General features: G+C 42.7%; 8 protein-coding genes. 6 read left to right on the top strand and 2 right to left on the bottom strand.

Annotation, left to right across the window (positions count from 1 at the left end; all coding sequences use genetic code 11):
• Positions 1 to 31: 31 nt before the first annotated feature.
• From QUB51_RS25755 to QUB51_RS25730, 6 genes are all read left to right on the top strand, one after another.
• Positions 32 to 5,452: an FG-GAP-like repeat-containing protein gene (locus tag QUB51_RS25755; RefSeq protein WP_333263830.1), complete on the top strand. Its 5,421-nt coding sequence runs from the start codon at positions 32 to 34 to the stop codon at positions 5,450 to 5,452.
• Positions 5,449 to 6,813 (top strand): hypothetical protein, encoded by a 1,365-nt coding sequence (locus QUB51_RS25750; protein WP_333058087.1) that lies wholly within the window; start codon positions 5,449 to 5,451, stop codon positions 6,811 to 6,813. Before QUB51_RS25755 ends, QUB51_RS25750 begins: the two co-directional genes overlap by 4 nt.
• Positions 6,814 to 6,977: 164 nt before the next feature.
• Positions 6,978 to 8,639, top strand: a complete 1,662-nt coding sequence (locus tag QUB51_RS25745; RefSeq protein WP_333058086.1) for a sulfotransferase — start codon at positions 6,978 to 6,980, stop codon at positions 8,637 to 8,639.
• 128 nt (positions 8,640 to 8,767) lie between these two features.
• The gene (locus tag QUB51_RS25740) at positions 8,768 to 10,513 is read left to right on the top strand and encodes a sulfotransferase (RefSeq protein WP_333058085.1); all 1,746 of its coding nucleotides are present in this window, start codon (positions 8,768 to 8,770) and stop codon (positions 10,511 to 10,513) included.
• A 76-nt stretch (positions 10,514 to 10,589) separates the two neighbouring features.
• Entirely contained in the window at positions 10,590 to 10,757 is a 168-nt protein-coding gene (locus QUB51_RS25735; protein ID WP_333212061.1) for a hypothetical protein, read from the top strand.
• 74 nt (positions 10,758 to 10,831) lie between these two features.
• Positions 10,832 to 11,209 carry a site-specific integrase gene (locus QUB51_RS25730; RefSeq protein WP_333058083.1) on the top strand — a complete coding sequence of 126 codons (378 nt, stop codon included), beginning with the start codon at positions 10,832 to 10,834 and terminating at the stop codon, positions 11,207 to 11,209.
• Between the two features lie 673 nt (positions 11,210 to 11,882).
• Here QUB51_RS25730 and QUB51_RS25725 read toward each other — a convergent pair.
• Positions 11,883 to 13,370 (bottom strand): hypothetical protein, encoded by a 1,488-nt coding sequence (locus QUB51_RS25725; RefSeq protein WP_333263827.1) that lies wholly within the window; start codon positions 13,368 to 13,370, stop codon positions 11,883 to 11,885.
• A complete protein-coding gene (locus tag QUB51_RS25720; protein ID WP_333263824.1) occupies positions 13,367 to 15,724 on the bottom strand; it encodes a Piwi domain-containing protein in 2,358 nt (785 codons plus the stop codon). The genes QUB51_RS25725 and QUB51_RS25720 overlap by 4 nt, the downstream gene beginning before the upstream one ends.
• Positions 15,725 to 16,086 lie beyond the last annotated feature (362 nt).

The raw sequence follows: 16,086 nt of genomic DNA, 5'->3' as shown, positions 1-16,086 counted from the left end.
AGGAATTCGTAAAGACGGTTCGCAGTTGCAGGTGGCACCAGTACAGGTACAAGGACTTTATCGGAAGGAGGATACAATTAATCCTTTGAACGCGCCTGTAGCTAAACCTTTAGGTGCAGTAGAAGCGAGTTATGCTGATGGTAGCGGTGGGGTAGTTACTCAGGTTCTAGACCAAACTGGGCAAGTTGTTTCAGCGGTAGATGGAGGGGGAAATAAACCTAGCTTTGAGCGAAATCAGAATTTGTTGGTGACGAAAAGAACCGACGCGCGGGGCAATACTACATCTTACGAGTACGATGCTAAAGGAAATGTGAAAAGCATTTCTGATTCCCTTTCCGGTACGCCTCAAACACCCCCAAATAACAACGAAGATCAGTTGTTTGGGCCGAGAAATTATATAAACGCGAATGCTAGGGCTATTGCAGTAGGAGATGTCAACGATAACAGCACTGTTGATATTGTTACTGCTGGTTATGGCAACAGTGTATCAGTGTTGTTGGGTAACGGCGATGGCACTTTTGGCGTCCAAAATTACACTGTAAGCGACAGCCCAAACTCCATAGCTTTAGGGGATTTGAATGGCGATCTCAATTTAGATATCATTACTGTCAGTTCTTTTGGTGGTACTACTCCTAATGCAGGTAGGGTGTCAGTATTGTTGGGCGACGGTTCGGGCAATTTTACCCCTCAAGCTAATAATTATCCGGTAGCTTCTGGTGCTTTATCCGTAGCTGTGGGAGACGTAAATAAAGATGGCCAAAATGATGTCGTTACTGCTAATAATTCTAGCACCAATAGCTTGTCCGTGCTGTTGGGGAATGGCAATGGTACTTTTGCCCCCAGCACGAATATCGCACTGAATTCGTCGCCTGAGTTTGTAACTTTGAACGATCTAAATAAAGATGGAAATCTAGACATCATTGCTGCCAGCCCTTCTAGCGGCACTAATCCTGCTAGCGGTAGGGTGTCAGTATTATTGGGAAATGGCAGCGGTACTTTTGCTGCCCAAAGTAATTACTCCGTGAATGTTGGGGCTGTATCTGTAGCTGTGGGAGATTTGAATGGGGATGGCAATAATGACATCATTACTGCAAACAAACGTGACTCGAACGTTTCTGCATCTTTAAACAATGACGTATCTGTATTATTGAGCAATGGCGACGGTAGTTTTGGTGTGGCAACTAATTACTCAATTCAGTCAATAACGGGAAATTTTCATAATCCTTTGTCCGTAGCAGTAGGGGATGTGGATGGAGATGGAGATTTGGATGCAGTTATTTCCGGTCAGGGTTATGGTTTAGAAAGTGTATTTTTAAACAATGGTAACGGTACTTTTGCAAATCCAAGTGATGATAATTATTCCTCTTATGCATCCGATCAGGCTGTGGCATTAGCAGATATCGATCTTGATAGCGATTTGGATTTAATCTTCGCTAGTGGTGGAGTTGATGTTCGTTTAAACAATAATGTGCAAGCTGGTGGGGGAGGTGGTACTGGCAAGCGGAGTTATACTTACGACCCTGTTTTCAATCAAGTAACCAGCGAAACTGATGAATTAGGCCGCCAAACTCTTTACGAAATTGACCCGCTTACTGGCAACAGAACGAAAGTGACAAATGTAGTAGGCGCTGTTGGCGGCAGCGATGATGTTGTTACTAGCTATACCTACACTAACAAAAACCTCATAGACACTGAAAATGACCCCAACGGACGGGTGACAGATTACGATTATAACGATAAAGACCAGTTGGTTAAGATTACTTTTGCCAAAGGAACAGTTGACGAAGCGGTGCAGCAATTTGAATACGATGCTGCGGGCAATCAAAAGGCGGTAATTGATGAAAATGGCATCCGCACTGAGTACGAATACGATGCGATGAATCAGTTGAAAAAGACGATTTTTGCTAAAGGAACTATCGAGGAAGCAACCCAGCAGTTTGAGTACGACGGTGCGGGAAATCAGACGGCAACAATTGATGAGAATGGGAACCGTACTGAGTCTGAGTATAATATCATGAATCAGTTGGTTAAGGTTAAGGCTCCTGACCCGGATGGCAGCGGGCCGCTCACCTCTCCTGTAACCAGTTACGAGTACGATAAAAATGGGAATCAGGTATTAATGCTTGACCCGTTGGGTCGGAGAACTGAGTATCGGTATGACAGTCGGAATCGGTTGGTTGAGACGGTTAATCCTGACGGTTCTAAGGAAAAGATGCGGTACGATTCGGATAACAATCAGACGGCGAGTTTTGATGCTAAGGCGAATCGGACAAATAAGGTTTATGATGCACGGGGTCGGTTAATTCGGGAGGTTGACCCTAGTGATAAAATTACTCGATTTGAGTACGATGTTGCTAATCAAATGGTGGCTCAAGTTGATGCGAATAATAGCCGCACTGAATACAAGTACGACGACTTGGGAAGAAGAACCGATGTGACTGAAGGGGCAACGACTGCGATCGCCAGCACCAGCAAAACCGAGTACGATAAGGTTGGCAACGTTACTGCAGAAATTGACGGGAACAATAACAAGACTCAATATGTTTACGATGCCAGAAACCGACAAACCCGCGTCATTGATGCTTTAACTCCATCGGGGAGTACCACCACTGAATACGATAAAGTCGGCAATGTCTTATCAGTTACCGACCCTCTCCTGCGCAAAACATCCTTTACCTACGACCCTTTAAACCGCCAAAAAACTGTCACCGACCCCCGGCTAAACACCACTACGTACACTTACGACAAAGCAGGCAATCGCACCAAAATCACCGACGCTCTCAACCACTCCACCGAATACACCTTCGACAATCTCAACCGCCAAATCGGCACTAAAAATCCCCTAACTTCTACCACAAAATCCACCTACGACGCTAACAGCAATCTCCTCAGATTTACCAACGAATTGGGAGAGGAAACTGCCTACGTTTACGATAAAAAAGACCGAGTTACTGCTGTTACCGACCCGCTAGGCAACACGGTTACTACAGAATACGATGCCAACGGCAACGTGAGTGCCGTCACTGATGGTTTGGGCAACACCACTCGCTACGGTTACGATGCTTTAAACCGTCAAACAACTGTCACTGATGCCCTCAACAAAGTCACAACTACCACTTACGATAATGTCGGCAATATTGCTTCTATTACCGACCCTGCAAACAACAAAACAACTTACGCTTACGATGAATTAAATCGCCTGAAAACAGAAACCAATCTACCTCTAAACCGCACTCGCAGCTACACTTACGATACCGCAAGTAATTTGATAACTGCCAAAGATGGCAACAACCGCACTCGCAAGTTTGTTTACGATAAACTCAACCGCCCAACCGAAGAACAATGGCTCAATTCAGCTAATACTCCGATTCGCACGATTGCTTCAAGTTACGATGCAGCAGGTCAGCTTAAAACTATTAGCGACCCCGATGCAACTTACACTTTGACTTACGATTTGGCTGGCAATTTGGAAACTGTCGATAATGCGGGAACTCCCAACATACCAAATGTGCTGTTGAAGTACACCTACAATAAGGTTAACAATCCGCTTTCCGTGACGGATACAATTAACGGTCAATTGCGCGGCACCAAATCCTTTACTTACGATGATGGGAACCGGGTGACTCGAATTACTCAAAGCGGCAATGGAGTAAGTTCCAAGCGGGTGGATATGAGTTATGATGCTGCGGGTAAAACTAAGGATGTTATTCGTTACAGCGATTTGAATGGCACGAATTTGGTGGCTAAAAGCGAGTATGTTTATGACAGTGTTGGTCGTTTAACTCGCTTGAGTCACGGTAAGGGGAATGTGGCGTTAGCTAATTATGCTTGGACTTACGATTTTGCCAATCGAGTGACTGGATTTAATTCGCCTTCGGGTAGCACCAGTTACAGTTACGATAAACTCGACCAATTGACAGGGGCAGATTACACCACTCAGAGTGATGAGAATTACAGTTACGATGATAATGGCAATCGAACTAATTCTGGATATCAGAGGGGAAGTAACAATCAGTTGAATTCTGATGGTGTTTACAATTACGAGTACGATGGTGAGGGAAATCTCAGGAAGCGAACTGATATTGTGACGGGTGAGGTGACTGAGTACAGTTGGGATTATCGGAATCGGTTGACTCAAGTTGTTGGTAAGAATAGTGGCGGTTCTGTAATTAAGTCGGCTCAGTATAGTTATGATGGTTTGAATCGCCGCATTGTTAGGGAAGTTGATGCGGATGGTGCTGGTAGTGCAGCGCCTCAAGTTGAGCGTTTGGTGTATGACGGGCAGCATATTGCTTTGACTTTTGATGGTGGTGGAAATCAAACGCACCGCTATTTGCACGGGGTGCAAACTGACGAAATTTTGGCGGATGAAAGTGCTGGCGGTAGCGTGTTGTGGCCACTGACGGATAATTTGGGTACTGTGCGGGATTTGGTTGATAGTAATGGGGCGATTCAGAATCGGATTGGTTATGATAGTTTTGGGAAAGTAAGGAGTCAAACTAATCCGAGTGTGGGTTTCCGTTTTGGTTTTACGGGGCGGGAGTTGGATTCTGAGACGGGGAATTATTATTACAATTCGAGGTATTATGACCCGCAGGTGGGGAGGTTTATTAGTGAGGATACGATCGGGTTTGCGGGTGGGGATGCTAATTTGTATCGGTATGTGGGGAATAGTTCGACTAATTATACAGACCCAACAGGAGAGTTGATACCTACAGCACCACCTGTGGCTGCACCGCCTGTGGCTGCACCACCTGGGGGAGGTTTGATTCCATTTTTGAGACGTATACCTGGTTTGGGTGGTGCGGGTATATTACTTGCGCCTCCTGGTGGTGGTGGATTGTTGAATCCTTTGCCTGCGGGTCAGGACGATCGACTGTTTGAGGAAAGACTGCGGAGAGGGTTGATTCGCCCTCATGGACAAACTCAGCCTACTCCATCGCTTAATCGACCAAAGCCTTATCCTTCACCAACCCCTGCGCCAGCCCCTGCGTCAGCACCAAAGTCAGCCTCTCCAACTAGAACACCCAAAAAGAAAGGTAGCAATTGTCCAACCTGTGACGATCCCCCATTCAGCTCATATGATAAGTGTAGTGATTTGGTGACAAATGATTTGCCTTTTGAAGGGTATAAAGATACAACTATTAAATCTGCTGTTAAAGCTATGCAGAACTTTAGGGGAAATCATCCTCTGATCAAAGATTTTAGAGAGCTTGAGCCTCAAGGGGGAAAAGGCGACCCAGGGGATAAATTTAAATGTAAAAATCCTACAGGTGCTAATCATTACAACGTTTACATCAAAGACCTTTTCCCAAAGAAAAGTGCTGGCTCTATAGCTGAATGTACATGTTGTAAAGAAGGAAATCCTCCCGACTTAGTAAGCCGATTTGCTATTCTGAACATCAAAGATAAATATGACCCACCGACTAAATACTACAACAAAGGAAGATGAACAAATTAGAGTATTGGTTTCTAGATACTGCTGTTGAGGAAGTGATTGGTTTCAGTTGGATTGTTCCTGATGAGCGATACGGAGACCTGGCCATCAATCGCGCACCCCTCAATCTCACAGTAGCCGAAATTACTGATGTATTGCATGATCTCTTTCAAAAAGGAGACTTGCTAGCAATTACTTCCTCCGATACACCTTTGTATAAATTAGAAGACTTTCTCAATAGAGGTTTTATACCTTCCAAATCAGAAATTGAGTCGGCTATTCATCAAAAAATAAATTTGGGCTATTTCTTGACGACTCAAGGAGGAGAAAGATGGGAGTCGTTTTCTCAACCTAATTGGGATTTGTATTGGACAGGATATAATGGTTTCCTTGGCTGCGCCGATCGTAAATTATTAGAAGCATATTTAGCCTTATACCATTTAATAGATCATGGAAATACCCGTGCCTATATTATCCCTGGCACTGAATCATGGGAAATATTGACTCCTTGGCAAGCTACTTATTGGAAAACACTTCCTATTGGTTACGAAGTTCGGTATGAAAGTAGAAGCGTTGAATTTGATGAATCTGCTAAGCGCGATCCTAAGTTAATTGAACGAGAAAAACAAGCAAACAACTGGTATTCTAGCACTAGAATATGGTATACAAACTACTTTAAGCAGTGTGAAGCCGAACTTAACTATTCCACAGCATTAGCAAAAAGTCCGAATCTCAAAATCGAATACTTGATGCTTAAGTTTGTAATATGCAAATGGGAGGCACTAATCAGTTTTGCACACTCAGAGCATCTATCTCAGGCTGAAGTAGTGCTTGCTGCAGATTCCTTGTTTCAGAGAGGTGACATTAAAGCAATGGTGTTTGACGATGAATACGACACCGAGCCAGCTTCCGATGTTGTCTTAACAAGGGCAGGAATTCAAGACCACTTAATTGGAAGACTTGTAGCAAGCTACTATTTAACTCCTCAAGGTGGTGCTAGATGGGAAGCAATGGCTCATCCTGATTGGAATAAGTTTTTTATTGTGAATTTTCGTGGGGCGTTCCCTTATTATGAATATGGAATTCTCAGTACCCAGAGAGAAATTATAGAGCAATTGTTGAGTTTAGACCACTTGATTTTTAAGGAGCGACACATCCCAGGAACCGAAAAATGGAATGTCCTCGAACCCTGGGAAGCAACTTATTGGAAGACTTTACCGCAAGGCTATCACGTTAGTTGTGAATTTCAGCACAATGATTCGTACCTAGATTACCAAAAAGCAGGAGCCAGCCCTGAGTTAATTGAGGAACACGAGCAAGTAATGAAATGGTACGAAAACATGAGAAAATGGTATACAGACCCTTCCTTTGACTAGACTTTAACTGTTTTACTTAATTGATAAATTTAAGAGATGTGTCAATTTATCTCAATGTCTGCTAACATTTACTTAACCATAAAATCTGGATTCAAACCTCTGCATAAAAATATCAAAGTATTTTACTTTTGTTCGGTCAAATTGCGATCGCTTGTTATTTCCCAATGACCTCCTTAATCTCCATCATTACCACCACCTACAACCGAGAACAATACCTCAGCGCCGCCATAGAAAGCATTCTCGCCCAAACCTACCCCAACTTTGAACTCATAATTTGGGACGACGGTTCCACCGACTCCAGTCTCACCATCGCCCGCAAATACGCAAAGCAAGACGCGCGAATTCAAGTAACAGCCGCTCCCCACCAAGGCCGAGGAATAGCCCTCAAAGCGGCTCATACACTGTGCAAAGGAACATACATAGGTTGGGTAGACAGCGACGACTTGCTCGCACCCACCGCCCTCGAAGAAACCGCAGCCGTATTAGACGCACAACCAGAAATCGGAATAGTCTACACCGATTGTCTAACGATCGATGAAAAAACTCAAGTAAAAGGACTAGGGCACCGCAGCCAAATACCCTACTCTCCAGATAGACTGTTAGTAGACTTTATGACCTTCCACTTCCGCCTGTTTCGCCACCAATTATACGATAGGATAGGCGGCATCAACTCCGAATTCAACCGCGCCGAAGATTACGATTTTTGCCTGCGACTTTCAGAAATTACCCAATTCTATCACCTCAACAAACCCCTTTACTACTACCGCCAGCATTCCGCGCATACAGTCGAACAGCAACTAGACCAAATTATTGAATCTCAGTCAGCAATTTCCCAAGCGCTTCACAGGCGAGGATTGAGCGAAAGATTTGAGCTAGAAGTAGATATCGTCAGTCGATTTTTTCTGTACAAACGCAAGCAAAAAGAAATATGCTGCAGCAAATCGACCGCCTCAAATCCGATTTTTGTAATAGGAGCCCCACGTTCGGGGACAACTCTCCTGCGTTTAATGCTAACAGCGCATCCAGATATCTGCATTCCCCCCGAAAGTCTTTTCTTTGTTGCACTAGAGCCGAAATACGGCAATGTCAGCAACTTGTTACCTCAAATTGAAGAGTTTTTAAACGACCTTTACAATGAAAAATTTCCTAAGTTTTGCGAGTGGAATGTAGACCGAAAATTTTTATTAAATAACTTAAAAAGTTACCAGGAATTAAGCTACCCCCTGGCAGTGGAAACAGTTTATCAAACTTACCGCCAACAGTTTGACTCGACAGCTTCGATTTGGGGAGACAAGAATCCTTGCCACATTCATCACTTAGAAAAAATCCGGCGGTATTTTCCTGCATCTAAGGTGATTTTAATTGTCAGAGATTTTCGGGCTTGTTACAGTTCTGTAAAAAAGATAGTGGCAAAAGAGCGAGAAATGAAAGAGGTGTGGTCGGGACCTAAAACATTAGAGGGAATGATGTACCAGTGGAACCAAGTTGTTAAGCTTATCGGCAAATACCATCAAAAATGGGAACAATTCTATTTAGTTTATTATGAAGATTTGGTGAGGGAACCCTCAGTGCAGTTAACGAAAATCTGTAAATGGTTAGGGGTAGATTTTCAGGACTCGATGCTGGAATTTTATCAAAAAAATGCCGAGTTAGGTTTAGTTCTTCCAAGCCAAGTTGTGTTGAATCCAAATACTTTCAAGTCAATTGATATTAAGAGAATTAATGCTTGGCAAAATGAGTTGAGTTTGGCTGAGGTGGAAACTATTGAGTTAATGAATAGAAAAAATTTGGAAAGGCTGGGGTATAAATGCACTTCATTATTTTAGCAGGTAAGTAAGTCCACTTAATTAAACCGACCTCTGAATCACTGAAAAGCTTACGATATAGGTATTCTTCCTTCTTTCTAACATCTGTTACACTCATCCGTTGCCGAACTTCCTTCTTCCTTCTATTTATGACTCCCATCTCCATTGTCATGACAGTCTACAACCGAGAACGCTACCTCAAAGCTGCCATAGAAAGCGTTCTCGCCCAAACTTACCCTAACTTTGAACTTTTAATTTGGGACGACGGTTCCACAGATAACTCTCTCAATATAGCCCGCAACTACGCCAAACTTGACCCCAGAATCAAAGCCCTCGCCGCCGAACACCGAGGTTCGGGCTATTCCCTAATGGCCGCCATTAGAGAAGCCACATTTCCTTACTTCGGCTGCGTGGATAGCGACGATTTGCTCGCCCCCAAAGCACTAGCAGAAACAGTTCCTATTTTAGATGCAAATCCTCAAGTAGGAGTTGTTTATACCAACTATTTACTCATCGACGAAAACGACTGCGTTGGCGGCGAAGGCCCTCTCTGCCAAATCCCCTATTCGCCAGAGCAACTGTTAGTAGATCCCATCGTCTTTCACTTTCGCTTAATCCGCCGTTCAGCTTACAATAATTGTGGCGGTGTTGACCCAAAATTTGCCAGTGCTGTCGATTACGAATTGTGCCTGCGGCTGAGTGAAGTTACAGAAATTAGAAAAATCAACAAACCGCTTTATTATTACCGCATCCACCAGCAAACCGTTTCTCGCCAGCATCGGGCAGAGCAAATATTATTATGCCGCACCGCTGTCGAACAGGCGCTTCAACGTCGCGGACTTGCTGACAAATTGGAGTTGGGAGTAGAACTTGTCGGTCAATTTCGCTTGCGCCCGAAGCAAGTTAATGATAAAATAGATAGGAGCAAGTTTTCGAGCGCGGATGCTAATTCACCCAACAGCCAGTCAAATATTTTTTTAGGCGCTAAGGCTAATTCACCCAGCAACAAATCGACCGTATCAAGTCCGATTTTTGTAATAGGAGCCGAACGTTCGGGGACAACTCTCCTGCGTTTAATGCTAACAGCGCATCCAGATATCTGCATTCCCCCTGAAAGTCTGTTCTTTGTTGCCCTAGAGTCAAAATACGGTGCTGTCAACGACTTGCTGCCTCAAATTGAAGATTTTTTAAATGACCTTTACAACAACAATTTTCACAGGTTTTGGGAGTGGAATATTGACCCACAGCTTTTATTAGATAACTTGACAAATAACAAGCAATTGAGTTACGCTCAAGCAGTTTTTACAGTTTATCAAACTTACCGCCAGCAGTTTGACCCGACAGCTTCGATTTGGGGAGACAAAAATCCTTTTCACATTTATCAATTAGGAAAAATCAGGAGATATTTTCCAAGTGTTAAGGTGATTTTGATTGTGCGAGATTTTCGGGCTTGTTACAGTTCTATCAAAAAATTAGTAGCAAAAGAGCAAGAAAGGGGGGAAGTGTGGCCGGGGATAAAAACGGTAGCGGGACTGACGCACCAATGGAATCAAGTTGTTAAAATAATTGAAAAATACCATCAAAAATGGGAGCAATTTTATTTAGTTTCTTACGAAGATTTGGTAAGGGAGCCATCAGCACAGTTAGCTAAAATCTGCAAGTGGGTTGGAGTAGATTTTCAGGAATCAATGCTGGAATTTTATCACAAAAATGCCGAGTCAGGTTTAGTTCCGCCGAGTCAGATGGTGTGGCATCCCAATACTTTAGAGCCGGTTGGGAGTGACAGAATTAATGCTTGGCAAGATGAGTTGAGTGTTACTGAGTTGGAGACTATTGAGTTGATGAATTGGAAAAATTTGGAAAAGCTTGGATATAAATGTACTTCATTATTTTAGCAGGCAACTTGCTGAGTAATTTTTATCAATTCTGGTACTCTGCTGTTCCGAATTCAATCGCAAAAATTGCCGATTGGTGAATAGTACCAGTGAGGTTATGCTCGATGGCGGTTTTGCTTCACCGATCGCGCAGCGCTTGCATCAATACCAACAATATCAACGAACCAGACTGCGATCGCCCCCGCTGGAGAGTGCTGAGTTCTGCCCTTTTCTCAGCCTCGCCTTGCCTCAACCGCCGCATTAAGAAATACCCCCGACGGATGCAGCAATGCAGTATTTGCGGCAAACTTTCTGGTATCGGGTCGGGTCTACACCAAGATGAAAATAGAGGGACACGGACAAGCCAAGATACTTACCCAAGAGGAAATCGAACTTTTATTTAACGAAGGTTTGCAGAGCGATCGCGACCGCGCCCTCTTTGGAGTTTGTCTGTACACCGCTTGTCGCATTGCCGAAGCGTGCAGCTTGAAAGTCATCGATGTTTTCACCCCGGCGGGCGTCATCCGCTCCGAAATGATCATCCGTAAAGGCAACACCAAAGGCAAGCTCGGCACCCGCACTATCCCGCTCATTCAAGAGTTGGGGCTGCTGTTAGAAACCTACAAACATCCCGAACACCCCTACCTATTTGTAGGAGACCGCAATCATAATCACTCAAGACCGCAATCAGGATTTTTACCAGACCACATTAAATGAAACTGAACCAAAACTTCAGACCAAATTAAACGCTACTCAGACCAAATTAAATGCGACCAGACCACAATCATGTAAACGAGACCAGATTAAATGCAACCAACTGAAAGCAACGCGAGAGAGTCAAAGCTGAGGCTCCTTAATAATTGCCTCACCCTTCACAAATCCAACATTACGACTTGATCTAACTTTCCCCTCAGAAACTGTTGCAAAAACGACCGTTTTTGCAACACCCACTCCAACCAACCAGAAACAGGCTTAGCGCCACCAAAAACTGTTGTAAAACTTATCTCAAAATTTGTGTCTCAAAAACGTAGACCGATAGTTAGTTATGTAACATTCCCTTACACTTCGCCCTGAAAACAGAGGCACGAGTATATGCTCGTTGGCTACGCAAGGGTTTCAACCCTCGACCAAAACCTTGACTTACAGTGAGACGCTCTGCTCTCGGCCGGCTGTGAAAAAGTTTTCACAGACATAGCCGGCGGCGTTGCATTTAATGTGGTCTCGGTTGGATGATTGCGGTCTGGTCGCATTTAATCTGGTCTGTGCTTCATTTAATCTGGTCTGAAGTTTTAATTCAGTTGCATTTAATGTGGTCTCGAAAAAAATCCTGATTGCGGTTTTGAGTGATTATGATTGCGGTCTCCTACAAGTAGAGTGATAGCTTGGCTGATTAGGGTACTGATGGAGGTAATTGCCGGGTTGACTGTGGGTGACTTAACTCGATTGAAACTCCTAGTTTCTCAGAAAGTTCCAGAACATTATTGCTAAAGTCAGCCGCTCCAGCTAAAACTCCAGCACTCATCGTAGCAAATGTCAGCAGGGCAACTAAGCGGGTTTTAATTCTCTGGGGTTTTCGCTTGTCAGGAGTATTGATGTCCTCTTGCAAGTCATCCAGATGAACCAATGCTTCTTCACGTTTGGCTTCGGGGAATTCTTGAGCCATATCGCGGAGAGAATTGATTAGCCTAGTAATTTCATCAACATTCTGTCCAATATTTTGGGAGAAATTGGAAACACTACCGCTGCCGCTTTGAACAAAACCAATACTTGAATTTGGAGCATTGATTGTTGTTTCGTTAGTCATAGATTCATTTTGATTGTGAGTCATAGTAACATTGCTTCCTGTGATTATAGTACCTTTATTATTATTACCTATGTATAAGCTAGAGTCTCTCCGGATTTGTTTATGAATTTCTACTTCTAGAATGTTAGTATCAGAACGCAATATAGACAAAGCTTGTAAAAGCATCTGCATATTGTGTTTATTAGATGCTCCAATATCAGATTGCCTAGCAAGTTGAGCTTGCAGGTGCTGAGTGACTGTATGAATATTGTCGCAGGTAGCCTGGAGCCATTCTACAGATTTCTGGGGATTATCACGGATTTGTTCACACTCATTCCATATTAACTGAAAAGTTTGAGCGAGCGTTCTTTTTAGGGCAAAGAAGAGGAGAGCTGCTCGTGCGCTATCCTGTAAGGAGTCAGAAAATTCAATACAGTGTTCCAATAAGGCTTTATCGAGCGATAGTTCTAATTGAGCTAATCCGAGAGTTTTGGCAAGAGTAGGTTCTATACTACAAAGCCATTTGGCTAAGGCAAGTTCATCAACAGCCATCTCATTGACTAAAGGCCAACTTCTTGCTCTCCAAGTCACTGAGAGGATGCTTGCAGTATAAGCACTGAGCAAAAATGTCCAAATATCGCTATTGATTAATCGTTGTTCTCCTTCGGTGAGGATATCTTGCAACCATTTTGAATGATCGGGCTGACTTTGGTAGTAGTGGCTAATGCCTAAAGTAATACCAAGCAATTCTGTAGGACGATAGAAAAACGATGTCCGATCTGCGGGAAAATGATTCCGACCAGATAATCTAGTTAATCCCTTTGCCCAGCTTTCGAGAAAATCTTCACTAAATTGTTTGCCACAGGCAAGACTATAGCCTACGGCTGCCAGAACAGGTGCTTCACTAAAGCGATTGGGTGATAGTTTTGTTCTGTCTATATCATTGGCTACTTCAAAGGAAATATGACTGTTTGTTTGATAAAAAACATAGTTAGCAAAACCGCTTTCTGGTGATTCACTGTGATAGTTCGCCTGTAAATACTGTGCAATGCTTTCTAACTGAGAATTGAAACAGTTCCTAATTACATCTATCATAGGAACCATTTACTTGCACGAAGTTTGATATTGAGCATTGCAGGCGACCATCCCCGAACATTCTTTAGGCGAGCGAGTAAACCCGCAATCAGCTCAGAGTAATAGATAGTTACAGGATCGGATGCAGGTAACAATGATTTCCAAGACAACGAAGTAAACTTCAGCACTTGTTCGCTGAGATAGGTCAGGTCGCGGTAAGTCGATTGAGGATGAAGATTAATGAGTAACGGCGTCGGTAGAGGTGTGCTGGATCGCTTAATCAGCTTCGATCCCTTTGTACTTAGCAAGCGAGTGTAGCGCCCAAGTTGCAGAATAGTACCTCGTTCTGGTGCATAAATACCTTTGCGTTCGCCTTCTTTTACGTTAACACCCTGTTGAGACTTATCGAGCATTGTGAATGGGTGGTCGTGGGAGATCGTTAAAAACGCGAATTCAACATTTTGTTCGTTACCAACTTGAGCGACACACTCAGCAATAATATTAGCAACGTCAACATCTTTAAGTGGTCTCGCAGCGTGAAATACCAGTCTTACCGTATCATTTGGTTGCCAGCCGTTGCGATTCTTTATTTCCTGCAAGATTGAGAGAGTGGAATTCCTTAATACACTAGGATATTCATCATAAGTACAGTCTTTAGACAAATTCCCCAAAAGGTAATTACCATCCCCTCGAAACACTGTGGTAATTCCCACAAATCGCTGTCGTTCCGTAAATCTACTACCTGATAATTCGCAGGTGCCAACACCAATAACCAGTTCATCATGAATAGTCAGATCGTGATCTACAGTCCAAGGTACACCATTCATTTTGGCATAAAGTGCAACCGTCAAATTTTGTAAAGTGTATTGCAGCTCATTTTCCGATTGATTAATTGTGGCTAAACGAACCTCTTGAACGGGAATACCTGCCATTAATAGAAGTGATTTGGAGTGGAGGTAGGGATTCTCGGAATCTGGTAGCCGTGTATGGTTATCCAGAAGCACCACCATTGCGGCATCAGGCATAATCTCTCGACTAGCTAAAGTTCCTTCAATTGTTTCCCTATAAACAATGGCGGGTGGATTGTGTGTATTTTTCAACCACGGAAGGGGTTCTAATGTAAATTTCGGATTAAAAAGACCAAATATTTTTGCCAATCCACCAGTGTACCGGGATGTTTCTTGCCACTCTACATTTCTATCGTCATCAATTTTTTTCTTCTTAATGCTAATACCGTCACGTAAGCTAACGAGAAAATTTTCAACTGCACCTTGTGCTGTATCTGGGAAAAAGACAATTATTTCTGGAGTCTTTTTAGAAAAAGTTTGACGGCTGAATGGTCCATATTGATCGATGCCAACCCAAGGATAAAGCGATTTTTTAGTCCGTGCCGCATCAAAGCAATACTCAACTGATGATGCTGCAATTACAGACTGATATTCTTTCGTATTTATAGCTTCAATGCGAGCGCCAATTGTTGCTTGTAGATCGGGTGCGATGTTCAAAGTCGCTTTATTGGCAAGAAACTTATGGGCTTTATTAGTAAGAAAACTATGCATTTCAGTCAGAGTTGCATCAACTGCCGGTCCAATCAATAGCTTACTATGCTCGTTATTAAGCGCCGATTCAAAATTTTTGTACTTATCGCCAAGTATTGCTTTCAGACAACTACTAAACGAGGCTTTAGAACCTTCTAGCCAAACTTCTTCCTCATGAATAGAATCTATTTTGTCAAAGGATTCAGAAAGATAAACAATTTGTGTTGAAAGACTATCTATCCGCCCAACTAAGCGTCGCTGACCCGGAGCGCATTGACGGCGAACCACATATAAATCCCGAAGTTCAACACCCTCATTTTGAAGTGTGCTTAGGGAGGCATGAATTTGCCAATTAGTTTTGAGACGAAGAAATAATCCAATACCAGATTCATCGTTCTGAATCTCAAAAGTTTTTGCTTCAAGAATGTATTTTGGAAAGACCTTGAAACTAGAAATAATGTCTGGTAAATTTTTGACAGCGCTAATAACTTCACGGATAAGTTCTTTTTTTTGAGCAAGGAAAGTAAAAGGTTTGCGCTTTAAAGGATTATATTCTAAGAAAATATCTGGTAGTAAATAGCTTATCCTACTGATTATAAGTTGTAAATGTTCCTTACAGCTCAAATCCTCCAGTTGACCAAAAGACTTCTGGGGATTTGTGACCTTGGGAATACCGTACAGTTTACCTTTTCGCCAGTGAAAAAACCACTCATCTCCCAGTAATTCTATAAAACTTTTTAATTCCTGGCTATTCGGTAGGTTTTGCACATATCCTTTGAAGGTTTGTGCAGAGAGTGCTACCTTGAAACCGTTGAGTTGAATATCCAATTTACTCATAAATATACTTATATTTAAATAGAATTTTTAGGATTAGTATTATAGGTGATTGCTCAATAACATGAAGGTGATAAAACTTGCATTATTGAAAATAATATTACATTTTAAGTTGGTAGTTTTATACTATAAAATGAGTCTTGTCTATTATTTTAGCGTTGAAAACTTATAGGTATCCTACATGAATAAAGTAGTGATTACCGTACTTGGCTTTAGTGCGATTACCCATCGTTGTAGTAGTGCAGTTAGTCTAAGCCGAAATAATTTAGAGCTGCATGGTAAGCTCATCTAATTTGGTATAAATTGTATTTGACAAAAAGGGCAAGGTATAAAGGAGCATCCTGTCAATAGCGGTTCTTTTGAAC

The sequence above is a fragment of the Microcoleus sp. AT8-A3 genome, from assembly GCF_036705675.1.
Lineage (GTDB): Bacteria > Cyanobacteriota > Cyanobacteriia > Cyanobacteriales > Microcoleaceae > Microcoleus.
The sequence above is the reverse complement of the archived record's forward strand: the minus strand, read 5'-3'. Positions and strand labels throughout refer to the sequence as shown.